Source organism: Salinicoccus sp. CNSTN-B1, assembly GCF_054792835.1.
The window spans coordinates 1,913,103-1,937,287 of record NZ_JBTWMN010000004.1 but is presented as its reverse complement, the minus strand read 5'-3'; the positions used below and the strand labels follow the sequence as shown (position 1 = coordinate 1,937,287).

Genomic DNA, 24,185 nt, shown 5'->3' with positions numbered 1-24,185 from the left:
ATCAACTCATCTATAGATTTAGAGAAATCCTTTACTGGCATCCTGTGTTCCTCCATGAAAGATGAACATGCCAATACATTTCACCTTGCACTCTATTTATTATCTCATTACTTTTTAAGTGTAAATACTATACAATATAACATATAACAAATTTATCCACGCCATTTATATTGGAATATAAAGTGTGCTTCAGAAATTAGGGGACTTGATAAAATGCTAGAAAAAGATGAACCATCTTTTGGCACAATGTCTGATCGTGTCAGGGAAATATGCTGAGAGGGTACAGCACGGCACTTGAAGGTTGGAGACGCGGACTTAACTTGCAAATCAAGATTGACCATACCAATAGAATGGACGAAGTGGTCGAATACATATTGGACGATGGAATCACCACCCATCATTTTGAAGGTTCTGTAGGAGACCGTGTTTCCGAAGACGCCGTAGCCATCTGTGCTGATAAAAGCATACTGAGGGAGCATCTGCAGAAGGCTGATATAAAAATTCCTGGTGGCAAGGTGTTTGATGAATCTTCTCCGCTCGAAACAATTAGGGAATATGTCCAGAAAGAAAGCTATCCCCTCGTTTTAAAATCAGCTGACGACAATTTAGTCAAACATATACATGATGACCAAAGTACGGGGCAAGCAATAGAATATTTACAAAATAAAATGGATGGCCATAAAATTATAGTGGAAAGGCACCCTGAAGGAGGGAACAGTCAGCTGTATGTAGTGGGGGAGAAGGTCTTTCATCTTACGGGCCAAGCGGTTAATGAAGATGCAAGAAAACTTGCGTTGGAAGCGGTCAAATCGATACCCGGACTTCTTCAAGGGAGTGTGATTATAAATACTGATGAGGATTCTAAGGAACATAGTGTTATCGACATCAATCCGCATGCTGACATAAAAAAGAACGAGTCTCATCTGGTGATGCCTTACGGGATGTACCGAAGGCGATTATGGATTACTATTTTCCGGCCACAAAAGATTATGATCGCGAAATGGCTGAACGTCTATATTTTGACTTCGACCATGTTTACACTTCATCCAAAAGAGGAAAGTCAGGGTATATGGAAATCCCGAGCATACCAGAAGATATAAGATTGACACGCTTCATTTTAATGGCAGAGGGGTTTCCTAAAAGCTTTTTGGGATGGGTACAATCAACAGCAGTCAAAAGTGGCGTGAGTGGCTCTGTGAGAAAGCTTTCCGAAAAAAGGATTTCCCTAGTGCTTGGAGGCAGCCGTGAGGACATTAATGCATTCACGACCCTCCTAAGAAAGAAATGCCGACGGTTTAAGCATCCGGTGAAATTCACACGCAAAAAACGCGTCACTCCCGTAATGCAAGGATTCAACATCATTGAGAACCCATCTTTAGATCCCAAGAAAGTTAAAAGTCTGATGCAGGAAAACAAAAAGTTGAAAAAGGAAATAGCTGCCTTGAAGAAGACCCGACCGGACACATCAAAAAATAATTATAGAAAATTCACCCGCAGACTGGCTAGTGTAAGAAAAAGAGGCCAATAAGAAAAACGATTGCGACGGGTGGCTTATCTCAAAGCCATTCGTCGCTATCGTTCGACCCCATGAGGAGGAAAATACTGATGGCTGGCATTAGTATAAAAGACATCAAGCCTACATACGAAGGATTTATTTTCACCATGATATTTGCACTCCTCTTTATAGTGACGAACCTCTATATGATCGATTATAAGGCGATGCAGAGCCTGATGACATCACAGGACCCGTTCATGATTCTGATATTATTTACGGTCCTTGTGTTTCTAAGAAAAAATAGTCAGGTTGACTTCAATAAATACAGGCTCTACTTTCTCGTGCTGTGGGGGCTCTATGTTGCAACTATGACCGCGAGCATGCTGATGAAGGACCATTTCGTCTGGTCGGAGATGCTCATCTGGCTGATGCTCACTGTTGTACTGATGTATCGGATCCCCGCTCGCCTGGTGACGTATCTGATCATTGCGGCGCTTATCAGTCTGCCATCACTGTTGATGATTGACCATACGCTCAATGAATCGGGGGCGACACTTGTATTTGTCTTTACAGCGGGCCTGCTTCTGATGCCGAAGAAGAATGCTTACATGCTCTTTTATATGTTGCCGGCCTTCATCATGCTGAACGTCATCACGCCGAGCCGGACGGCGATGGCGGCCTTTATCGCTGTGGCGCTGGTCCAACTTGCCTGGATCAACCTGCCGGGGGCCACGCGGACTCAGAAGAAATGGTTTGCCGGTGTAGTGGGTGGGCTGGCCGTCATCACCTTGGTGGTATCTTCCGCCCGATATATGAGTTCTTCATCGGTCGCAATATAAGTAATGGCGTGACTCTGAATAATTTCACATCAGGACGTTATGTACTGTGGGAAACCATCTGGAATGAGAAGGAATGGTTCGGCCGGGGACATGGTTACTTTGACTTCACCGAACTGCTGCACGCGCATAATATTTTCTTCGATACGCTTGGGCGCTACGGCATCCTGGCGGCGCTGTTGTTCGTGCTGGTGCTCGGGGCGGCCTGCGTCGTCGCGTTGACTCGGCGCAATTTTGGCATCCTGCTCTATTTTGCGATCTTTATCTTCATCGGCATGTTCGAGTACAGCTATCTGTTCATGTTCGTCTATTTTTCACCAGTGGTGCTCTTCTTCATATTGCTGGCCTATGTGTTGGGACCGGGGAAGAATGTAGCGAAAAGACATAAAAAAGAGACCCTAGGGGGTTAGACTAACCTAATTATTTGAGACAATATAAAACACCTTCGAAATGGTACAATGTTCATCAAGTACTGAATCGGAGGTGTTTTTGCATGGGCAAAAACGTATATTCAAGTGAGACCAAGTGGGCAGTGGTCAAAGCGAAAATGGCGGGTGAATTGACTACAAATGAAATTATGGAGAAATACGGCATCAAGAATAAATCTCAAATTTCCACATGGGTCAGATGGTATAAGCAAGGGGAACTTTATCGATTTGATCAACCGATTGGAAAGCAGTATACCTATGGACATGGTCCTGAAGCGCGCTCAGCTGATGAACGAAAAGATCGTCAGATTGAACATTTGAAGATGGAGAACGATATTTTAAAAAAGTATATGGCGATCGAAAAGGAGTTGAAAAAGAAATAGTTCTGACACTTGTTGAAAGAATGCAGACCAAATACACGATTACTGCCATTTTAAGTGCATTGCTTGTGCCGCGTTCAACCTACTACCGATGGCGATCGGAAGCCACTGATTCATCGTTGACCGATGTCGAGCGGACAATCATTGATATATGTGAGTCGACGAAGTATCGATACGGCCATCGCAAGGTGAGAGCGTTGTTGCAGCGAGACTACAATATCAAAAGGAATCGGAACACTGTGCAGCGCATCATGCAGAAATATCATCTACAATGCCGGATTAAGCCGAAAAAGAAATGGCAGTCACAAGGGGAAACCATTATTATCGCACCCGATCGAATCAAGCGTGACTTTCAGGCTGCCGCGCCCAACCAAAAATGGGTCACGGACATTACTTACATCCAATACGGGCGCACTGTGCAGTACCTGTCAACGATTATAGATCTTTACAACAATGAGATTGTCGCAGCCAAATTGTATAATCATCAGCAGACGCCATTAGTGCTGGATACACTGAAAGAAGCTTTGGAGAAACGGGCACATCCTAAAGGCGTAATCATTCATTCGGACCAAGGGAGTGTGTATACATCATATGCCTATCAGTCATATGTAATGGAAAATAATCTGGTGAGCAGCATGTCCAGAACGCGGGAACTGTTGGGATAATGCGGTCATCGAATCGTTCCATTCTAACCTGAAGTCTGAAGCGTTTATATACACCAGATTCAATTCACTCAGTAATGTTGAGACGATTTCACGTGTGAATCAATACTTAAAGTACTATAACGAAGAAAGAATACAAGAAAATTAGGCTACCTTCCTCCAATTCATTTTGGAGGAAGGTAGCCTAATGAAGGTGTTTTATATGTGTCTCATACTGCTAGGTCAGTCTAGGTCTCTTTTTTATTTTTTATTTGAGGCGAATAAACGCCTTACGATTGGGGCATGCATCGCCATGAACTGTCCGGTCTTCAGCACGCGCCTGAAGCGTGTGGGTTCCTGGATCAGGCGGTACAGCCATTCGAGCTGCAACTTGATCCATATATCCGGTGCACGTCTGATGTTGCCGGACATGACATCAAGCGTACCGCCGACGCCGATGAATATGCCCTTGTCGAACCGCTCGATATTTTCGTTTATCCACCGCTCCTGGCGCACCATCCCGAGCGCCACAAGGACGATGTCCGGTTCGCTTCTGACCACTTCTGCAACCTTGTCTTCACTGAAGACATCAGTATAGCCATCCTGTCTGCCGGCAACGATCAGACCGGGGTATTTCTCCATTGCATTTCTGGACCGCCTTTTCATTTGAGTCTTCACTCGCTCCGATAAAGAACACGCGGTAGCCATTTTGCGCAGCATGCTTGAGCATGCCCTGGGCGACGTCGAACCCGCTGACCCGCGCCTTTAGTGGGGTGCCGAGCATGCTGGCAGCCCTGACGATGCCAATGCCGTCCGGCAGCACATAGTCGGCCGATTGCACAATCGCCTTGAATTTCGGGTTGTTTTGGGTGGCCATAAGGAACTCTGGGTTGGCGGTGACGATGAAGCATTTATCTCTATTGTACAGAGCCGGATAGATGGTCTGATTCAGGAATCCATCGAGTGTCGTATCGATGAAATGGACCCCCATTATAGGGACGGTACTGTAGTGTGAAGACATGATATTCCTCCTGTTCCGGGGAGGTCTAGACGGCTTCCACTTGGGTATAGTGGAGCCAGATGGGTGTAGTCTCCCCTTGAATCAGCCCTTTGTACCATACGTTCTGACCCACCAGAATGGTTTCAGAAACATTGAAAAGCTGGCCTTCAAATTCATCCAAGACCTCATGTATACGCTGCTTTCTGCCACCCCACGGCGCGCTCGAGGCAACGCCAGAGCCGTTTAGCTTAAAGGACTTTTCATCATTATCTATGAATATATGGACATGGGCGTTTACTTCTGATGATTTTACCCATCCTATGACCCCGTCAACCCCACTTTGTTCTGTGCTGAGCAGATAATAGTTTTCAAAATGGTAGGTTGCCTGGCGTTTTACATGGTAGACAGTGTGCTTATAGTGCTCGGTGCTCGTCTTGCCTTCCTCTGTATTCGGTGTCTGGTAGATATACGTGCTGAAATCTTTCAGATGGACGAGGAGGCTGACCGGACTCACGGTATAGTCGTTCGAGACTTCGAGCTGCTCATCGTCATCCAATATCATCAGGTCGCCGAGCTTCCTATAGTTGTCGCTTTTGGTATCCTGGGTCATCATGCGCGTCCGGTACGTGTCACGCTCTTCCTTGGTCATCGCCTGCCATTTGTTCAAAAAGGATTCGTAGAGGGGGATGACGTCATCCACTTCGCCGAACGCCTTCACCCGGCCGAATTCAAGCCACAGTATCTTGTCGCAGAAGTTCTTCACCTGGTTGATGGAGTGGCTGACGAAGATCATCGTCTTGCCCTGTTCCTTGAATTCCATCATCTTCTGGAGGCTTTTCTCGGCAAACGCCCGGTCACCGACCGACAGTGCCTCGTCTATGATGAGGATATCCGGATTGACGTTGACGCTGATGGCAAAGCCGAGGCGCGACTTCATGCCGCTTGAGTACGATTTGACGGGTTGGTCGATGAAGTGCTCGAGCTCCGAGAAAGCGATGATATCCGGCTCAAGTTCGCGGATCTCGCTTTTGGAGAAGCCAAGCATCAGGCACTTCAATTCGATGTTGTCGCGGCCACTCAATTCATTGTTGAGCCCTGCGGCCACCGCAATGAGTGAGGTCTGACCGTTGACTTCGACTTCGCCCCGGGAAGGCGGCACGATGCCGGCGATGATATTCGATAAGGTCGACTTGCCCGAGCCGTTGATGCCGATGAAGCCCACGACATCACCTTGTTCCGCCTCGAAATCCACCCGCGGAGGGCGTGGAACACTTCGCCGTGCGAACGAGGGGAGACGAGGTCAAGTATGCGCTCCTTCTGGTTGTCGTACATCTTATAGTGCTTTTCCAAGTTTTTCGTTACGATTGTTTTTGTCATATATATCCCTCTTATAGGTAGTCGATGAAATTGCGTCTGAATTTGACGTGCAGTGTCGCACCGATTGCCATCATGATGAAGATCACACCCAGAAGTACAGCGTCAGCTGCCAGTGGGTGACGATATACCATTCAGTGCCGAAGAATACCGAGCGGTATCCTTCAATCAGGTAGACCAGTGGGTTCAGCTGCATGAGCTTCATCAGCAGCGGAAATTCAGAGAGCAGCGACAACGGCCACAGCACCCCTGACAAGTAGAGCCCCATCCTGAGGAAGGAGTTGAGCAGGAGGTGCACGTCCCGGATCAGAGTCGAGAGCGTCGAGGTGATCAGCGAGAACGCGAATATCAATATATATGTAGCCAGTACAAAATAGACGAGCTGGAAATAGTAGATGTTGATGTAGTAGCCGGCTATCTGAAAGACGACGAAAACGATCACCAGCATCATCAGGTGCGTATAGAACTTCGAGAAGATCGTAATGTTCGGGATCACGCTCAGCGGGAAGTTCATCTTCGATAGGAGTTTCAGCCGCGTATAGATCGATTTTGAGGCTTCTATCGTACTCTGGAAGAAGAATGTCCAGACGATGAACCCGACGAAGAGCCAGAAGAAGAACGGCACTTCCCCGCCGCCCATTTCGATCGGCTCGCGTTTCCGCAGAGTGGAGAAGACGAACCAGTAGATCAGGATGCTGACCAGTGGCGTCAGGACTTCCCACACCATGCCTAGGTAGTTGTTTTGGTTTTTGCTTTTTATGTCATACATCGACAGGCGTCTTACAAGATAGAAGTGCCTGAATTGCTCTTTCAAGACGATTAATATGGATTTCATTCTTTTTTTCACAACCATTCTTTCATCGTTGTTGAATTATACAATTTAACGCTCCAATTGACAAATCATCCTGTCACTGACGCGCTTAGCGGCCTCTCCGTCTTCCAGATGACAGAAACGCGCACGGAAGCGGGCGGTGTCGTATTCCGTATTGAAGTCCATGGTTTCGGTCTCACGAACCACATCGATCAGCGCCTCGGTCGTTTCGACAAGTGGGCCCGGGGCCAGTTTTTCAAAATCAAAATAGAAGCCGCGGATATCTTCCCGGTAATGTTCGAGGTCGTACGTATAGAAGATCATCGGCCGCTTGAGGTTGGCGTAGTCGAAGAACACCGAGGAGTAATCGGTGATGAGCATATCAGACACCAGATAAAGGTCGCGGACATCCTCATAATCGGAACAGTCATAGAGGAACCCTTCATAGGCCGACAGGTCCAGATTTTCAGCAATCAGGTAATGGAGCCGGAGCAGGATGACATAGTCGTCGCCGAGTTCCGCCTGCATCTTCGCTGCATCGAACTGCAGCTCGAACTTATACTTGCCGCGTTCATGGTAGGCGTCATCGCGCCATGTGGGCGCGTAGAGGATGACCTTTTTGCCCTCGGGTAGATTGAGTTTCGTGCGGATGTAGTCCTGGAACGCCGCATCATTATTATGGAACAGGTAGTCGTTCCGCGGGTAGCCCGTCTCGAGCATCACGCCGTAGAAGTGGAAGGCGCGCTTGAAGATTTCGGTCGAGTAGGGGTTCGGTGAAATCAGATGATCCCACTTGCGCGATTCCGCGATGAAGTTCCGCTTATATTTCTCCGTGTCGGTCCCGGGCATCAGGACGCTGTCGATATCCGTGCCGAGCTTCTTCAGTGGAGTGCCGTGCCATGTCTGCAGATAGATTGTATCCTCAGGCTTCGGGATCCACTGCGGCAGCCGGCTGTTCGTCACCCAGAGTGCTGCTTTATTCATATAGATCATCCAGCTCGGGGTAAAGCGCGTCACGTACGGGATGCCGAGTGTCTTGAAGACCTGTTTATGGCGCCTATCCACGCTCCAGAGCAGCCGGTAGTCCGGGTAATGGGCGCTCATGTATTCATAGATCGCCCTCGGATTGTCGCTGTACTGCTTACCAAGGAAACTCTCGAACATGATGAGCCTGTAATCTTTATGGAAAGACTTGCCGAGCAGCCAGAACATCACTTTATAGAATCTCGTCAGTATCACTCTCAATAGTTTCATAATCATCCACCACACTATAATAATTAATCGATATGATATAATTTAACATGACACACTTTTTGGCGTATGCTTATCTTAATACTCATATGATATATAAATAATATTATACCATTACATGGTATATCGGGGATACTATGAAGAAAGTCATCACTTACAGTACATTCGATTTGCTCCATACGGGACACATCAATATTTTAAGGCGGGCAAAAGAACTTGGCGATTATCTCATCGTGGCAATCTCCACCGATGAGTTCAATATGCTCAAGCATAAGCAGGCCTACTATCCGTTTGAGCAGAGGAAGCAGATTCTGGAAGCCGTGCGCTATTATGATATAATTTAACATGATACGGCTTTTACAGTATGCTTATCACAATAATCATATAAATAATATTATACCATTACATGGTATATAGGGGGATACTATGAAGAAAGTCATCACTTACGGTACATTCGACCTGCTCCATACTGGGCACATCAATATTTTAAGGCGTGCAAAAGAACTCGGCGATTATCTCATTGTGGCAATCTCCACTGATGAATTCAATATGCTCAAGCATAAGCAGGCCTACTATCCATTCGAACAGCGTAAGCAGATCTTGGAAGCCGTACGCTATGTGGATGAAGTCATTCCTGAAAATAACTGGGACCAGAAAATTGAGGATGTTAAGACGCATGACGTCGATATCTTTGTCATGGGGCATGACTGGGAAGGGGAGTTCGATTTCTTGAAAGACTATTGCGAAGTCATCTACCTGCCTAGGACTGAAGGTGTATCGACGACGAAGATCAAGCATGATCTTTCACACCGTGATGATTAAGGAGACAGCACTCGCCGTCTATCTGACCTTTGTCCGCATCGTTTTCCGAATATGTCAGCTCGCACCGCTCCAGCACAAGACGGTCATGTTGGTGTCGTTCGGGGATAACATCCAGGCCGTGACGAGAGAAATATCAGCGCGTACGGATTCACGCGTTATCATTTTAAGAGAACCCGGCTGCCGGCAAGAATTCGACGATGTGCCAGATCAGAACATCATTTCCTTTTCACCGAAGCGTCTTATAAGCCAATTGGTTGGCCTATACCATCTTGCGACGTCAGAGGTGGTATTCGTCGACAACTACCATCTGATACTCGCAGCGTGCGATTTCCGTAAAGAAGTGGTGTGCGTCCAGCTGTGGCATGCGAACGGCGCGGTCAAAATGTTCGGCCTGTACGATAAAACAATAATGGACAGGCCACAATCCGCCATCCGGCGCTTCAGGCAAGTCTACAGCCGTTTCCATAAAGTTGTGGTGAGTTCAGACGAAACGGCCAATATATTCAAGCAGGCCTTCGGCCTAGATGAAGCCAATATATTGAAGACCGGCATGCCGCGGACTGACTTCTTCCGCTCAGAACAGCGTGTGGTCAAGGCACAGGACAAGATGAAGGAGGCACTACCGCAGATTCACGGTAAAAAGGTGCTCTTATATGCACCGACATTCCGGGACGATGGATTTACACTCGACGCACTGCCACTCGATATCAAAAGGATGGAAGTGGCACTTGGCGCAGAGTACCACCTGCTCGTCCAGCTGCACCGCACTGTAAAGCTCACGGATATGGATGACTCAGACTTCGTCACCCATGTTTCCGGCAAATATGATATTGCATCACTGCTCAGTATCACCGACATCCTCATCACGGACTATTCATCGATTCCATTCGAGTTTTCGATGCTTAAACGCCCAATGATTTTTTTCGCCTATGACCTCAAGCAGTATGAAAGGACGCGCGGCATCTGGTTCGACTTCAAGGAGACGATGCCAGGCCCGGTAGTCCAGACTACTGACGGACTGATACGGCAGATCGAGGAAGATCAGTTTGATGAGGCGGAGATAGCGGCGTTCGATGCCACCTGGAACAAATATGCAGATGGCCAAGCAGCAGCCCGACTGGTTGAAGCAATATATAAAGCAGATTGGACACTGACCTGATATCAGTGCCCAATCTGCTTTATTTTGTCTATGACGGCTTCATAGATGCGCCTGCTGTTGTTGTGGTCCTGGTATTTGAAGATGCCTGAGAGGTCGCGCGGTTCTGGTTCGAAACCGTTCAGTATATGGTGTTCGATCATATCAACCAGCGCCTCCTCCTGCTTGACGATATCGCCGAGGAAGGTTTCCTTTATAGGGCGCAGCTTGCCGTTGCGGAAGAAACGCGGTGAGTCGAAGTGGTAATAGATGACCGGCTTGCCCATCATCGTGAAATCGAAACTGACCGTCGAATAGTCGGTGATGAGCAGCGCATGCTCGATCAGCAGATCTTGGACACGCCGCTCGCCGAGCCGGATGAAGTGTACATTCGGTCCATGTGCGAGCTGTTCCGCATTGAAATACTGTTGCGCGCGGTAATGCGGATAGAAGTGGAGATGGACATCATGCGCTTCCAATATGGCATTGAGCCGCGTGTTTTTGACGAGCGTTTCATAGCGGTTGAAGTATTGGCTGTCCAGGAAGCCTGCATCAGTGGTGATCCAATCCCGCCAGGTGGGCATGAGCAGGATGTCGCGCCCCTTATGCGCCGTCGGCAGCTGGTCGAAGCGGGCAAGGCCGGTGACTGCCACTTCATCATCGCCATAGCCCATCCGGCCGGCAACGATCTTGTCCTTCTCCGCATCGCTTGAAACGATGAAGAGGTCGAACGGCAGGTCGTAGTACCTTCTGTCATATTCAACCGGTTTGCGGCCGAGGACGCCATGCTGGAGGAATACCTTCAATGTATCCTCATAATGGAAGAAGCCACGTGCCGCTTTATAGGGCAGCAGATTTTCAAGGTCATGTGTTCCGAGAAGCACACCTGCACGGCAGGCAACATCGTAGTGGGCTTGTGAGCCGAAAGTGACGACATGTGGTTCATCCTTGATCTCTGGTAATCCTCTGATGGCGCTTCGATGACATAGTAGGCATTGACGCTTGCGTGCTGCCTTAACCAGCTGAAGAGGGCGTAGCCATTGTCCTGGGCGGTATCGTAGCGCTCGCCGATCAGCCACATGTTCATATCCTTCTGTTCTGTATGTGCAGGGATCTGGATGTCGACTGGAATCAGGAAGGACTCTATCTTCAGGTTATCGTAAGGTGTCGTGGTCACCAGATGGTGATGCGTACCCGATGCATCCATCTGTTCATGCCAGCTGTAATAGTTGTCTTTTCTATAGTCTGATTCGAGGTATTTGATCTTGCCTCTACGGATCACCTCACCTCCAGTGTCAAAGAGTTCGACGAAGAGGTCGATGATGGTCTTGTCCTTACTTTTCAGTGAGGTCAGGGGGATGCCCTTAAGGTCGACGGTAAACGTCTCCTTAATCGGCACCCGGTGCACCGCCCCCGAATAGCGTTCCACGAAAGCCAGATGAGGAGTACAGCCGACGAATGACTCCAGATTGCTCAGGTAGCCGGCTATGTCTGTGTCCGTTATATCGGTGACAGCCCGTCCTAAGATCGGATAGCGGCATTTGAACCCGAGCTGGCCATCCTTCCGCCTGTAGAACCACGCGGTCGTCCAGGCACTGTTAAACAGCACCTGTTCAGGTGACTTGAGATCGGATGCTTCCAGATTATCCACCATCGGCAGGAAGCGGCGGGGTGACTCCGTCCCCGTCTCCAGCATGAACCGTCTGCGTGACTGGGTATCCATTATCATCTGGAAGGGCACCCCGACAGTGGCAGTGCCGCCCGTCATTTCTATAGGCACGATGCGTTCCTCTTTTGAAGTCACATCAACGATTACAAGACGCTGGAAATCCAGCTCGGATCCACAGGTGAAGGTCATCTTAACAGTGTCCGCTTCCATCGTCGATTCAAACGCGGACAGTGCTGCAGTATGCGGTTTTACAGTGGCATGCAGCTGTTTATTATGATTATGGAAAACGACGTGGTGATGCAGCGTATCCATGACGGCGTCATCCTTGGCGGACAGTGGCCTCAATATATCATCGTCAAGCAGATATAAAGCAGCTTCTCCCTTCAGGAGATCATCGAAATGCATGGCAGTAAACATATATTCATCGTGTGATTCATTTTCAATGGTACGTATATGATTCGGGTAGACGAAAGCCAACTGCATCTTCCGGGCGGTCAGGGGCCCTGAAGAGTCATCTGCACTTTCGAGTGGTTCGTTTCAATATCTTCGACCGGCACCGGCCGGCTGCGGTCAAAGGCAAAGTGGGGGAACTTGTGCTGGATCAGTATATTCCGCTTGATTGATACTTTGAAATGGCGTGAATAGGAAAAGAACTCAGTCTTTCCAGACGGCGTGCCGCTTGGGGCATGCACAATCATTTTCTTATCATGGAAAGTAAGCATGATCTTCGAGTCGCCTTCCTGGCACTCCATCAGATTGTAGGGCAGGTAGAGCTTCAGCTGGCCTTCGGTGAGTCGGTAGTCGAGATGATGAATACCGGTGCTGTTTTTCAGCTGGATCTTGAAAGCTTCAGGTTCTGTTGATTTCCTGAAGTTGATGAGTGCTACAGTGATGACTGCCGCATTTTTATATTCCGCCACCCCAGTCAGAATCATCTTCTTGATCAGACGATGTCTGAAGCGGTGTGGGATGAATGTTTTGACGGTCTGTCTGAACTTTCGTTTTATGTTCGCCATCATCAATGCCTCCATATCGATATTATCTATACTATATTACCCGATAAAGCCCTTCCTGTCATAAATGGGCCAATCGTCCGGTTTTTATGCCTGAAAAAAGCCCGAACCCCTTTAGAATCCGGACTTTGTGTTTAATATATTCTCCCGGTGCACGCCACACCGCGGGGCAATCGTATCTGCGAGCCATTTGGCATTCAATAGCTCGATGTATGCCCGATAGGCCGCATCCCCCTCGATGCGGACATCACCGTAGACATAGTAGGGTGGCAAGGGGCCTTCATGCCACAAGCCATCCCCCGCATGATGCGCGATGAGAAGCTTCAAGCCATCCAAATCCTCCCGGAATGCCGGACTGCGCTTACCCCCACGGTGCTGATGTTCCCTGTCGCATGCGTCAAGCAACCGATAGGTATCCGTAATGTACGGACGCCCGTTATTATAGATGTGCTTGACGATGGGGTGGTGCCGGTACCGCGTATTGGTATCAAGCACCCCGATCAGGCTTAAGTTGACGCGCAGTATCTGGTACAGCTCGAGCACCTGTTTCGACAGCCGGCGGTTATCCAGATACCGGGCACTGATATCGTGATCCGGGCTTACTCTGAACACCTGCATTATTCGTAGATGTAGGCGAGGACATCCAACGCCTGCTCGACAGTTTCGACCGTAACGTTGGCTTTGTTGGAGAGTTCCTTGAGTGGATGGATCAAGTCTTCAGGGCGCACGATGATGAGCGGTTTACCGAGTGTGACGGCAGCACTCGCGTCCATCGCCGTATTCCACTGCTTGTACTTCTCGCCGAACAATGCAATGACGACATCCGACTTCTGCATCAGCACTTCGGTCCTTAAGTTATTGATCGCTGAAGCGGCATCATCCTTGAAGTAACCGCTCGGCTGTTCGCCCAAAATTGCTTCGCCAATATCGTCCGAACGGTCATGGACCGTCTGTGGCCCGACGAAGTTGAGTGGAAGGTCCTTTTCTTTTGCCAGACGTTTTACATCTTCGCGCCAATCATCGTGGATCTGTCCTGCAAGATAAACTGTCAATTCCATTGTGTCATCCTCCTAAGTAGTAGTATCTCAATCATAGCCAATCTGGCGACAAGTTGCCAAAAATTGCTACTCCAGCGTGTTGCCTTGTGCCGGAATCGGCGTTTCTTTGAACATGCGTGCCAGATGCATGGTGTTGTAGGCGAGCATTTCAACATGTTTCTTGGTGAAATCGCTGTCCTGGCCAGCTTCGAGGTAGGACGGACCAGGCCCGGCTTCCCCGACCCAATAGGCATCAACGTTCGGTGGAATGGTGAACCCGATGTGGGATAGACCATAGAGCACTGAAGCGGCAGCATTTTTCGCACCATCTTCGTTGCCTGTAACAACTACACCGCCGACTTTGTTGTAGAAAATCGATTGGCCATTCTCATCAGTAAATGAGCTGCTGCCGTACAGGCGCTCAATCGCAAGTGTCGCGATGCTGCTTTTCTCACCGAGCCATAGCGGCGTACCGATCAGCACGATGTCGGCCTGCTTCACTTTGTCGAAGACTTGCGGCCACTCATCGCCGTCGCCCGCGTCATCCGTGATGCCGTACCTAATGTTGTAATCATTCAGACGCACGATTTCAGCTTCGACACCTTCTTGTTTATATATATCTATGACCTCGCGAGCCAATGCTTCAGTATTCGATTGTTCCTCACCGTATTTTAGAGTGGTGTTCAATATCACTGCTTTTAGAGCCATACAATCGCCTCCATATCCTTCATTGTTTAGTTGTACCACTAAAATCGGGCACCAAAACTTGGGCTCAGACGAGCTGCTTCTTCGAGAATTTGTTCGCGACCCAGCGGATGGTCAAGCCCGCCCCGATGAATAGGCCGATATAGCCGAATATCGGATAGAAGATGTTGACCAGGTCAACGAAGCCGACGAAGCTTAAGGCATACCCAAACAGCAGTCCGATGATGAGCATCAGTGTGTATTTCTTGGAATAGGGTTCAGTAAAGCGTGTCAGGAATGGGTACATCAAGCCGACTGCGGTGTTGTAGATGACCAGCAGCATGACGATCGACAATCCTGTGCCGATTACTGGATGTACCGCGTCCGCAAGCAATAGGGTCGGCAGTGCCGCATGATTCGCCGCATCCAAGTTCGCAAGCATACCCCCGTTGATCAATACCATCAGAAGCAGGATGATGATACCGCCAACTAAAGCCCCGCGGCGTGCGGCTTTATGTTTGGTCGCTTCAGACCCCATGATGGATAAGAAGCTGAATGCTGTCGCAAGTGTCAGTCCGCTATATGTCAATGCATCCCACAACCAGCTGCCGGATGGTGTACGGTCAGCTTGGGCATATTGGTCCACTTCACTGAACGTGATGGTGGGGTTGAAAATATTCACCGCCGCTACAATCAATATGAAGGCCACCAGAAAAGGGGTCACCGCACCAAGCACGACGACAATCTTATTGAAATCAAGCAGCAGCGTGATAAGCACCGCCATCATCATGATCAGCGAACCGAGCCATGGTGCCACGCCAAAACTTTCGTAGAACGCCGACCCTGCACCGGCCAACATGATGACCGAAATGCCATACAGAAAAAAGACGAGTACATAGTCGATTGCCTTGCCGATAAACGGGCCGAACATCGTATTGATGGGATCCTCATGGGAGTCCGCATCCAGCCGGTAGCCAAGCTTCGCCGCCTGGCGACCGACGAACATCGTCACCAGCGCCGAAAACAACACCGCAGCATAACTCCACGTCCCGTAGTTGGTGAAGAACTGGAGTATCTCCTGGCCCGTCGAAAAACCGGCTCCCACGATGACGCCCGTGTAGGCAAACCCAATCTTGATCGATTCTCGTCGATAACTCAAAAAACCGCCTCCGTAATTTGATTTCGATTGTGCTACATTTAAAATTAAAGCAATAGTGAGATAATAAATCAAATCGTTGATTAACTGTTTCCCTACGCAAAGTAATTAAAGGAAATAGAGATGTGAGGAAAATCTGGAAAATGTGCAAAAATACTTTTAAATGTGCTATAATCATTGACAGTAAAGTTTTTTCTTATAATGTCATCATATGGAAAAATCGGGTTGCAGCATTTCGGAATCGATTAATTGAAAGCGTTTTATCAAAAACTGAAAAGGAATTATTCAGAAGAGGAGGTTACTAGAAGAAGTACATATCAATATAAATAGAAATCGTACAAAATTTTGAGCGGCGTGCAGAGTGGTTAAGCCTATTATTTTGGGACTGAGATTAGATGACGATTAATATACATAACCGTGTATCATTAATAATTATGATGGATTATAAAGTGAAAGGCCTTACTTAAGCTGGCACTTGACAGCAGAATTCCGCATATCATTGCAGTGTGACACCACCACGGCGGGGTTTTTTTATCAATCACGACATTCAAAACTTATAAGGTAAGAACGAGTGAAATGAAATCATCCAACATCATTAGTTGGATATCAATCTCCATGCAAGTCAAGAGCTCCGTATAATCAGATCTAACAAAACCAATCCGTTAAGCTTCCTTATAGGTGGTTTATGTAAGATGAAGAGTTGTAGTCTATAAATATATTTTTTACAAATTATCTCGAAATGAAATTACTTTTTTTGTATAATGTAGTACTATGTTAATAGCAACTTATCCGTTGCTTTGTCTCAAAATATAAGATTCCCCTGTGCCCCAAGAGCGTTTCTAAATGATTTAAATATCATCAAGGAGAGAGTCAATGAAAAAGCTTATTCCAATTTACATCGCGCTGATATTAGTTTTAAGTTCAGTTTTTACGTCACCTTTGTCTATTATAGCCGCGGAAATGACCAGTGAAGAAGAAAGCATCGAGCATGAAACTGTAGCTCCAACAGGAAAAGGGGAACAAGAAGCAGCTGAGATCAATGAAACGAAAGATGATCAAGTCGAAAGTCAACCTCTTGAAGAAACAGTGGAGGACTCTACAGAAGCCACTTCTGGGGAACTCCCGTCTCCTGAAGTAACACAAGGAGAATCCGAAAAGGAAAAGTCCGAAGTGAAGAAAGAACTTGCAGCTGAGGAAAAACGTGGATTCTCGCTTGGAATAGAAACAGCATTGGATTTGGAAAGAAAAGCAATTGACAGCAAAAATCCAATTAAAGCAGAAGATTCATTTATATTAGAACTAGAGGCGACACTATCAGCAGACCACAATTATGGAGCAGAAGACAAAATTACATATAACTTGCCGACTTCTTTGAGTGTTGTTAAATCTGTTAGTGATGTTGCAGCAAACGGTAATGTGGATGTTGCGAACTACACGGTCAACAGCAATGGATCTGTGCAGATTGAATTTTTAGAAACGGCGGAAGCAGTAAAAAATAAGAAAATTAAACTTGCTGTTGAGGTGGCATTTGATTCAAATTATATTGCAGAAGGTGCACAAGAAGCGGTCATTGATCCGATAAGCAATGAGAATGCAATTGTTGTTCCGCTTGCTGTCGAAGAGGAAGCTCCAGAAGAAGTATCAGAAGAAGCTTCGGAAGAAGTGGCAGAGGAAGAAACAACAGAAGAAGCAACAGAAGAAGAAGCAACAGAAGAAGAAGCAACAGAAGAAGCAACGAAAGAAGGAAAGCCAACAAAGAAAGCAGCGGAGACAGAAATTGCACCTTTAGCTGAATTGTCCCAAAATATTTTTGAGTTCAGAAGTTTAACCCACAATGGTGTGGAAGTTGAAAATGGTTCTAATATTGATCTCAATGACGGCACTAAAGTGGAGCTCATTTTTGATTGGAATACTGAGGGGATGAATGCGCAAAGTGGGGATACTGCAACGATTCAGTTACCAGATGCTTTTGTGCAGGTCTCGACGCCTGCAGTCCCTCTTGTTACAAGTGGGGTGACTGTTGGAACTTATCAGATTCAAAATGGGGAGCTCCAAATAGTCTTCAACGACAATATTGAAAAGGGTGATGTTTCCAACGGTGAGATAGGTTTGAACTTAGAATTCAACTTGCAGAAATTTGAAGAAAATATTGAACAAGTCATCAAATTTAATGATAAGACCGGTACAGAATTAAATGTGCTTGCCAAGCCGAATAATTTGGCAAGTGGCATTACAAAAGAGGGACACCCTGACCAAAGTCACAATGCAAAAGAAATCACCTGGACAATTGATGTTATGAATAACAACAGCGAGGCAGTGACTACAGCGACACTGACAGACATTTTGCCGGAAGGGCTTGGTGAACCAGAAAACTTGGTTATAACTGAGCTATCCACAAATTTAAATGGTGATAAAGTAACGGGTAATACAGTTGATAATGTTACGGCAAACACCAATGAAACAGGATTTGATTTGGCTTTTGATAATTTGGAACCTTATAAAGGATATCGTATACAATACACAACAAAAATTACTGATAGAACCCAAACAGAATTCACAAATAATGCTACATTCTATGACGGGGAATCAGATTTGCCGGCAGATTCTACAGTTACAGGACTTACAGCAAGTAATCCAATTGAAAAAACGGGTTCATATAATGAAAAGACCGGCCAGATCGATTGGACTGTAGTGGCAAATGAAAACGGCTCTGCCATAGAAAACGCAGTTATAGATGATGTCTTACCAGAAGGGTTAACTGTAGATGGAGAAAAGTTTGCAGTCGAAAAGTTTGTTGATGGGGCTAGTGCTGGAGAAATAGCAGTGGAGCCAAAAGACTTCCCGATTAATCTGGGGGCTGTAGCTGCTAACGAACACTTTGAAATCAAATTCAGTACAAACATAGACTACAGCAAAGTTAATGGTGGTGCGTATCAGACTGATAACAGCTTTGAGAACACTGCAACATTAAGTGATGGTGATGAAGAAATCGGCAGGGATGAAGCTGTCGTTGAATACAATAGACAACCGCTCTTGAAGAAAAAGGCATCTTCTAGCGGAGTTAATTATGAAAATAAGAAATTAAGCTGGGCTGTTGATCTGAACAAGGCTCAACATGAACTGAAAGACGTAGTTGTTACAGATACGCTGCCAGCCGGGCTGACACTTACAAAAGATGATATCATCATTACTAATAGTGACGGCCAAAGTGTAGATGCAGATATTTCAATTGCCCAAGGGGTTAAGGATAGTGAAGGTGGCGAAGTCACTTTTGATTTTGGTGACATCGGTACTCAACATATAACCATTCAATATAACACTGAGATTACTGATTTCAGTAAGAACAAATTCACAAATACTGTAGGAGTCGCGGGCGATGGCATTGGTGATGAAGAACATAGTACCACCACTCCAGTAAATCCTCCTGCAAACAGTTTCAATAAAAGGTTCACAGCTATTGATTACAACTTAAAGACAATGGACTGGAATTTAAAAGTCAATCCAATCAGAGAAGGTCTAAAGTCACTTGTGATAGAAGATACCTTCCCGAATAAAGGAATGATTCTAATTCCTGAAACAGTAAAGGTCAGCCATTCTGCAAATGGAGAATTGACACTTGGTGAAGACTATACTTTGGAACCGAGAACTGAAGATGGGGACACAGGATATCAAAAAGGCTTCATCATTAAATTGATCGGTGATTATTCTACCCTGGATGGTGGCGTGTTGGATGTTGCATACCAGACTTCTTACGACCCTCAATTTGAAGTTGAAGGCAATACTTTAGATCCGCACCTGAATGGAGAGGGCCAGGCGAAAGTATATTTAAATAACGCTAATTTCTCAGGTGAAACAACAAGTGGCCATGAAGTTGATGTAAATAGAAAAGCGAACACTACCGTCAGGAGCGATTCGTGGAATAGCGGTAAAAAAGAAGGCCAGCTTGTTCATGAAGACGGTGAAAGTAACATAGTAGATGGTTGGCAAGGAGATGCAGAACGTAAAATTGCATGGCAGCTGTACACTAACTATCAACAGCTAAATCTCGGCAACGATGTAGTCATTACAGACACACTGCAATATGAAGGGTCTATTGATGCAGATAGTATCAAAGTGTCGACATATAAAGTTTCAGCTGATGGTAAGACTACTATTACGGACGAGGTATTAGATCCGAGTGCCTACAGCCTTGATGTAGACGGTAACACGTTCACATTGACGTTCAACAAGGAAGTATCGGAGAGATATGTTGTTGAGTTTTTAACAACAGTGCCGAATGTATCCCAGAAGAATTATACTAATGAAGCGACAGTGTCAGTAGACGGCAACGATTATCCGTACAGTGGCACTGTGAGTTATAAAAACTATAATAATTTCCTGGATAAGTCATCAGTCGGACAAGAAGGTTCAGATGTCTATATTGGTGATGAAGTCAATTGGAAAGTCCAAGTCAACGACAGTCTATCAATTATAGAAAATGCAGAGATCACTGATATTATAAGCACTGGCCTGGAATATATACAAGGAAGTTTAAAGGTTTCAACAGCAGATGGAGATGTATTAAGTGAAGGGAAAGATTATGTCCTTTCCACTACTAAGACTGAGGATGGTAGAACGAGACTTAATATTGACTTGAGTGATCCTTTAAACCAAATATTGGTGCTTAACTATACAACGGCCGTAACAGCTGAAGATGGAGATACTGTAAACAATGAAGTGACTTTAAACGGTGACAACATTGAAAAAAGAACGGTAGCTACCGAAGAGTTGACTGCAGAGCAGTTCAGTTGGGCTTCAGGAGATTTTAATGAAAAACGTGGCGCACTGGAGATTGTGAAACTGGATGCTGAAACAGGCGATCCGATTGCAGATAATCCAGCCATGTTTGAGCTGTACTATGAGTTGAATGGAGAGAGGATTCTCTTCGCGGATGAAGTCCAGACAGATGAGGATGGTAAAATTCAAATCGGCAACTTGCCACTTAGAACATATTACCTGGTTGAAACAAAAGCACCAAAGGGCTATATCATTGATGAAACAGAAAAAGTGATTGAAATCACTGAACCATATGGTAAAGAACAAGTAATATACGATGCTGAGTTTAAAAACACAAAAAAGAAGACTGATGTTTCTGTAACCAAAAAATGGGAGGATGCGGAAGATCAGGATGGATTGCGTCCGGACACAATCGCAGTTCAGCTTCTCGCGGATGGAGAAACAGTAGGAAATGCTGTGACTTTATCAGCAAATAATGAATGGACAAATACCTGGTCAGACTTGGATGCCTATCAGTCAAATGGGAAAGCGATTGACTATAGTGTTGAAGAAGTAAATGTGCCGGAAGGTTATGAATCCTCGGTGAATAGTGAGGATGATAACACCATCACTGTTACAAACACGCATGAACCTAAAACCACTGAAGTATCGGTATCTAAAGAGTGGGATGACGCCGACAACCAGGATGGGGTCAGACCGGAAAAAGTGACAGTCAACCTGCTGAACGACAGTGAAATCGAAGCATCCGCAGTATTGAGTGAAGAAAACGACTGGACCCATACGTTCAGTGATTTGCCGAAGTTTGCTGATGGCGAGAAGATCCAATACAGCATAACCGAAAACACGGTTGAAAAGTATTCGACCGCAATCGAAACCACTGAAACAGACAATGGATTCAACAGTGTGGTCACGAACACCTACACCCAGAAGAAACATCTGCGACCGTCACCAAGATATGGAATGATGCAAATAACCAGGATGGCAACCGCCCAGACTCGGTAATGGTGCAGCTTTCAGCAAATGGGGAAGCTTACGGGGACCCTGTAGAAGTCACAAAAGAGAATAATTGGACGCATACCTGGTCCGGACTCGATCTGAAAGCCAACGGTAAGAACATTGATTACACAGTCGAAGAGCTGGAAGTTCCGGAAGACTATGAAGTGAGTGTAGACAACGAAGATCATGGCAACCTGATAATCACAAATGCCTACACACCTGAAGTTACGGAAGTATCGGTATCTAAAGAGTGGGATGACGCCGACAACCAGGATGGGGTCAGACCGGAAAAAGTGACAGTCAACCTGCTGAACGACAGTGAAATCGAAGCATCCGCAGTATTGAGTGAAGAAAACGACTGGACCCATACGTTCAGTGATTTGCCGAAGTTTGCTGATGGCGAGAGATCCAATACAGCATAACCGAAAACACGGTTGAAAAGTATTCGACCGCAATCGAAACCACTGAAACAGACAATGGATTCAACAGTGTGGTCACGAACACCTACACCCAGAAGAAACATCTGCGACCGTCACCAAGATATGGAATGATGCAAATAACCAGGATGGCAACCGCCCAGACTTGGTAATGGTGCAGCTTTCAGCAAATGGGAAGCTTACGGGGACCCTGTAGAAGTCACAAAAGAGAATAATTGGACGCATACCTGGTCCGGACTCGATCTGAAAGCCAACGGTAAGAACATTGATTACACAGTCGAAGAGCTGGAAGTTCCGGAAGACTATGAAGTGAGTGTAGACAACGAAGATCATGGCAACCTGATAATCACAAATGCCTACACACCTGAAGTTACGGAAGTATCGGTATCTAAAGAGTGGGATGACGCCGACAACCAGGATGGGGTCAGACCGGAAAAAGTAACAGTCAACCTGTTGGCAGACGGCGAAGTAATGAAGACAGCAATAGTTGATGCAGATGGTGAATGGACTTATACATTTACTGATGTGCCTGTATACAACGATGGTAAGACAATCAACTATACTGTCACTGAAGATGCAGTGCCGCAATATACTGCCGACATCATCGAGAATCCTGAGGCTGATAATGAATTTGTAGTTACAAATTCTCATACTCCAGATAAAACAGGCGTGACGGTCACTAAATCTTGGAATGATTCAAATAACCAAGATGGTAATCGCCCAGATTCAATCGAAGTGCAACTCACCGCAAACGGTGAGAAGCATAAAGAGCCAGTGGTTCTTACAGCAGAAGATGATTGGACGCATACCTGGACTGACTTGGATATGAATTCAGATGGTGAAGCAATTGAGTATTCAGTCACAGAGTTGAATGTCCCTGAAGAGTATGAAGTATCTGTAGATGATGAGGACCATGGAAATATAATCATCAAAAACAGTTACGCTCCTGAACTGATTGAGATTCCTGTGCAAAAAGTTTGGGATGATAAAAATAATCAGGATAAGGTACGCCCTGATAAAGTCGAGGTCAATTTACTGGCCAATGGCGAAAAGATGAAAGAAGCACATATTACTGAAGAAACTGAGTGGCAGCATGTATTTACCGACCTGCCGAAGTATGAGAATGGTGAAGAAATTGTCTACACATTGACTGAAAATAGTGTTGAAAACTATTCAATGACGAGTAATCAATACAACGAAGAAATGGGTGTGCATGAGATTACAAACTCGTACACTCCAGAAGAAACAAGTGTCACGGCGACAAAAGAATGGCAAGATGCTGGCAACCAAGAAAATGATCGTCCGGACACAATAAAACTACAATTGATTAAAGTTGTCGATGGTGAACATGAAGCAGTTGGAAGCCCTGAAGAAGTCTCTATTGAAAATGATTGGACATATACATGGACGGGCTTAGACAAGAATGCTGATGGAGAACCAATTCAGTACACAGTGGAAGAGCTGACTGAAGAAGAACACGGTTCATATGAAGTGACGGTCAATGATGAAGACAAAGGTAATATCATTATTACGAACTCCAGAACATACGAAGTAGACCATAAAGTAGTTAAAAACTGGAGTGATGAAGATAATAAGCATGGCGACCGTCCAGATTCAATCGAGGTACAGTTATTCCAAAATGGTAAGATTATGGGTGAGCCAGTGACATTGTCAGAAGAAAACAACTGGACTCATACGTGGGAAAGCCTAGAGAAATATAATCAGAACAATGAAGCATACGCATATACAGCGAAAGAAGTTGAAGTACCTGAAGGGTATACAGCTAAATCTGAGTCAGATGAAGAGAATCCTAATACAACATTCATTACTAATACTTTAGATCCAATAGAGCCAATAGAGGACGAGGAAACCGAAGGCTCTGGTTCAGGCAACGGTGAAGAAGATACTGAAGATAAAGGTGGTAATGGAGACAAAGAGGATACTCCAGACGAAGACAGCAATGAAAACGAAGAGGGTACTTCAGGCGAAGTCAGTACTGGAAATAAAGAAGGCACTTCAGAAGAAGAAAGTACTGAAACCAAAGACGGTACCGGAAACAAGGAAAGTGCTGGAGAAGAAGGTCTACCTGATACAGGCGTTGCTTCTAGCGGTATTATCGCAATTATAGCGACTATCCTGTTAATAGCTGGTGCTTCAATTCTATTCCTTGTAAGACGTAAAAATTAAATATTATAGGTGAGCACCCGACTTATTATGATATGTTTCAAAGTAGTCTGTTTTTAA

23 protein-coding genes and 3 pseudogenes are annotated in these 24,185 nt (G+C 45.9%); 14 read left to right on the top strand and 12 right to left on the bottom strand.

Translation table 11 applies throughout. From position 1 onward, the window contains the following. Nucleotides 1–269 precede the first annotated feature (269 nt). The 7 genes from ACYF68_RS11400 to ACYF68_RS11370 all read left to right on the top strand — a co-directional run bounded on the left by ACYF68_RS11400 (nucleotide 270) and on the right by ACYF68_RS11370 (nucleotide 3,949). Nucleotides 270–1,100, top strand: a complete 831-nt coding sequence (locus tag ACYF68_RS11400) for a hypothetical protein (protein WP_461046962.1) — start codon at nucleotides 270–272, stop codon at nucleotides 1,098–1,100. Then, nucleotides 1,070–1,528 carry an acylphosphatase gene (locus ACYF68_RS11395; RefSeq protein WP_461046960.1) on the top strand — a complete coding sequence of 153 codons (459 nt, stop codon included), beginning with the start codon at nucleotides 1,070–1,072 and terminating at the stop codon, nucleotides 1,526–1,528. Before ACYF68_RS11400 ends, ACYF68_RS11395 begins: the two co-directional genes overlap by 31 nt. 77 nt (nucleotides 1,529–1,605) lie before the next feature. Continuing rightward, on the top strand, nucleotides 1,606–2,334 hold the full coding sequence (locus ACYF68_RS11390) for a hypothetical protein (RefSeq protein WP_461046958.1): 729 nt from the start codon (nucleotides 1,606–1,608) through the stop codon (nucleotides 2,332–2,334). 8 nt (nucleotides 2,335–2,342) lie between these two features. Continuing rightward, entirely contained in the window at nucleotides 2,343–2,741 is a 399-nt protein-coding gene (locus tag ACYF68_RS11385) for a hypothetical protein (RefSeq protein ID WP_461046956.1), read from the top strand. An 83-nt stretch (nucleotides 2,742–2,824) separates the two neighbouring features. Next, nucleotides 2,825–3,142 (top strand): transposase, encoded by a 318-nt coding sequence (locus ACYF68_RS11380; protein WP_461046725.1) that lies wholly within the window; start codon nucleotides 2,825–2,827, stop codon nucleotides 3,140–3,142. Then, complete coding sequence (locus ACYF68_RS11375) at nucleotides 3,139–3,804, top strand: IS3 family transposase (RefSeq protein WP_461047465.1); 666 nt, start codon at nucleotides 3,139–3,141, stop codon at nucleotides 3,802–3,804. The genes ACYF68_RS11380 and ACYF68_RS11375 overlap by 4 nt, the downstream gene beginning before the upstream one ends. A gap of 7 nt (nucleotides 3,805–3,811) precedes the next feature. Then, entirely contained in the window at nucleotides 3,812–3,949 is a 138-nt protein-coding gene (locus ACYF68_RS11370; protein WP_461047608.1) for an IS3 family transposase, read from the top strand. A 92-nt stretch (nucleotides 3,950–4,041) separates the two neighbouring features. Here ACYF68_RS11370 and ACYF68_RS11365 read toward each other — a convergent pair whose 3' ends face one another. The 5 genes and pseudogenes from ACYF68_RS11365 to ACYF68_RS11345 form a co-directional block, all read right to left on the bottom strand. Next, nucleotides 4,042–4,422, bottom strand: coding sequence for a WecB/TagA/CpsF family glycosyltransferase (locus tag ACYF68_RS11365; RefSeq protein WP_461046955.1), 381 nt, complete (start codon nucleotides 4,420–4,422; stop codon nucleotides 4,042–4,044). Continuing rightward, nucleotides 4,370–4,801, bottom strand: a complete 432-nt coding sequence (locus ACYF68_RS11360; protein WP_461046953.1) for a WecB/TagA/CpsF family glycosyltransferase — start codon at nucleotides 4,799–4,801, stop codon at nucleotides 4,370–4,372. Before ACYF68_RS11360 ends, ACYF68_RS11365 begins: the two co-directional genes overlap by 53 nt. A gap of 25 nt (nucleotides 4,802–4,826) precedes the next feature. Then, nucleotides 4,827–6,032: an ABC transporter ATP-binding protein gene (locus ACYF68_RS11355; protein ID WP_461046951.1), complete on the bottom strand. Its 1,206-nt coding sequence runs from the start codon at nucleotides 6,030–6,032 to the stop codon at nucleotides 4,827–4,829. A gap of 136 nt (nucleotides 6,033–6,168) precedes the next feature. Continuing rightward, nucleotides 6,169–6,989: pseudogene (locus tag ACYF68_RS11350) on the bottom strand (ABC transporter permease). Between the two features lie 45 nt (nucleotides 6,990–7,034). Further along, on the bottom strand, nucleotides 7,035–8,219 hold the full coding sequence (locus tag ACYF68_RS11345; RefSeq protein WP_461046950.1) for a CDP-glycerol glycerophosphotransferase family protein: 1,185 nt from the start codon (nucleotides 8,217–8,219) through the stop codon (nucleotides 7,035–7,037). Between the two features lie 134 nt (nucleotides 8,220–8,353). On the opposite strand from ACYF68_RS11345, the pseudogene ACYF68_RS11340 reads away from it, so the two are divergent. The 3 genes and pseudogenes from ACYF68_RS11340 to ACYF68_RS11330 all read left to right on the top strand — a co-directional run. Next, nucleotides 8,354–8,551, top strand: a pseudogene (locus ACYF68_RS11340) (adenylyltransferase/cytidyltransferase family protein); the annotation flags it as partial. A 91-nt stretch (nucleotides 8,552–8,642) separates the two neighbouring features. Further along, nucleotides 8,643–9,038 carry a glycerol-3-phosphate cytidylyltransferase gene (gene tagD, locus ACYF68_RS11335; protein WP_461046948.1) on the top strand — a complete coding sequence of 132 codons (396 nt, stop codon included), beginning with the start codon at nucleotides 8,643–8,645 and terminating at the stop codon, nucleotides 9,036–9,038. After that, nucleotides 9,013–10,197, top strand: a complete 1,185-nt coding sequence (locus ACYF68_RS11330; RefSeq protein WP_461046946.1) for a CDP-glycerol glycerophosphotransferase family protein — start codon at nucleotides 9,013–9,015, stop codon at nucleotides 10,195–10,197. The genes tagD and ACYF68_RS11330 overlap by 26 nt, the downstream gene beginning before the upstream one ends. Before the next feature lie 2 nt (nucleotides 10,198–10,199). Here ACYF68_RS11330 and ACYF68_RS11325 read toward each other — a convergent pair whose 3' ends face one another. The 7 genes from ACYF68_RS11325 to ACYF68_RS11295 form a co-directional block, all read right to left on the bottom strand. Beyond that, nucleotides 10,200–11,057 (bottom strand): CDP-glycerol glycerophosphotransferase family protein, encoded by an 858-nt coding sequence (locus tag ACYF68_RS11325; protein WP_461046944.1) that lies wholly within the window; start codon nucleotides 11,055–11,057, stop codon nucleotides 10,200–10,202. Next, nucleotides 10,976–12,319: a hypothetical protein gene (locus ACYF68_RS11320; protein ID WP_461046942.1), complete on the bottom strand. Its 1,344-nt coding sequence runs from the start codon at nucleotides 12,317–12,319 to the stop codon at nucleotides 10,976–10,978. Before ACYF68_RS11320 ends, ACYF68_RS11325 begins: the two co-directional genes overlap by 82 nt. 17 nt (nucleotides 12,320–12,336) lie before the next feature. After that, the gene (locus tag ACYF68_RS11315) at nucleotides 12,337–12,861 is read right to left on the bottom strand and encodes a hypothetical protein (RefSeq protein ID WP_461046941.1); all 525 of its coding nucleotides are present in this window, start codon (nucleotides 12,859–12,861) and stop codon (nucleotides 12,337–12,339) included. Between the two features lie 108 nt (nucleotides 12,862–12,969). Further along, nucleotides 12,970–13,473, bottom strand: a complete 504-nt coding sequence (locus ACYF68_RS11310; RefSeq protein ID WP_461046939.1) for a pyrimidine dimer DNA glycosylase/endonuclease V — start codon at nucleotides 13,471–13,473, stop codon at nucleotides 12,970–12,972. Continuing rightward, complete coding sequence (locus tag ACYF68_RS11305; protein WP_461046937.1) at nucleotides 13,473–13,913, bottom strand: YtoQ family protein; 441 nt, start codon at nucleotides 13,911–13,913, stop codon at nucleotides 13,473–13,475. The genes ACYF68_RS11310 and ACYF68_RS11305 overlap by 1 nt, the downstream gene beginning before the upstream one ends. Before the next feature lie 66 nt (nucleotides 13,914–13,979). After that, on the bottom strand, nucleotides 13,980–14,600 hold the full coding sequence (locus ACYF68_RS11300; RefSeq protein ID WP_461046935.1) for a flavodoxin family protein: 621 nt from the start codon (nucleotides 14,598–14,600) through the stop codon (nucleotides 13,980–13,982). A gap of 64 nt (nucleotides 14,601–14,664) precedes the next feature. Then, entirely contained in the window at nucleotides 14,665–15,735 is a 1,071-nt protein-coding gene (locus tag ACYF68_RS11295) for a YkvI family membrane protein (protein ID WP_461046933.1), read from the bottom strand. A gap of 870 nt (nucleotides 15,736–16,605) precedes the next feature. Here ACYF68_RS11295 and ACYF68_RS11290 point away from each other — a divergent pair. From ACYF68_RS11290 to ACYF68_RS11275, 4 genes and pseudogenes are all read left to right on the top strand, one after another. Then, on the top strand, nucleotides 16,606–21,510 hold the full coding sequence (locus tag ACYF68_RS11290) for a collagen binding domain-containing protein (RefSeq protein ID WP_461046931.1): 4,905 nt from the start codon (nucleotides 16,606–16,608) through the stop codon (nucleotides 21,508–21,510). Continuing rightward, nucleotides 21,510–21,926, top strand: a complete 417-nt coding sequence (locus tag ACYF68_RS11285; RefSeq protein ID WP_461046929.1) for a Cna B-type domain-containing protein — start codon at nucleotides 21,510–21,512, stop codon at nucleotides 21,924–21,926. The genes ACYF68_RS11290 and ACYF68_RS11285 overlap by 1 nt, the downstream gene beginning before the upstream one ends. A 166-nt stretch (nucleotides 21,927–22,092) precedes the next feature. Next, a pseudogene (locus ACYF68_RS11280) lies at nucleotides 22,093–22,235 on the top strand (Cna B-type domain-containing protein); the annotation flags it as partial. 15 nt (nucleotides 22,236–22,250) lie between these two features. Next, complete coding sequence (locus tag ACYF68_RS11275; protein WP_461047607.1) at nucleotides 22,251–24,128, top strand: Cna B-type domain-containing protein; 1,878 nt, start codon at nucleotides 22,251–22,253, stop codon at nucleotides 24,126–24,128. Nucleotides 24,129–24,185 lie beyond the last annotated feature (57 nt).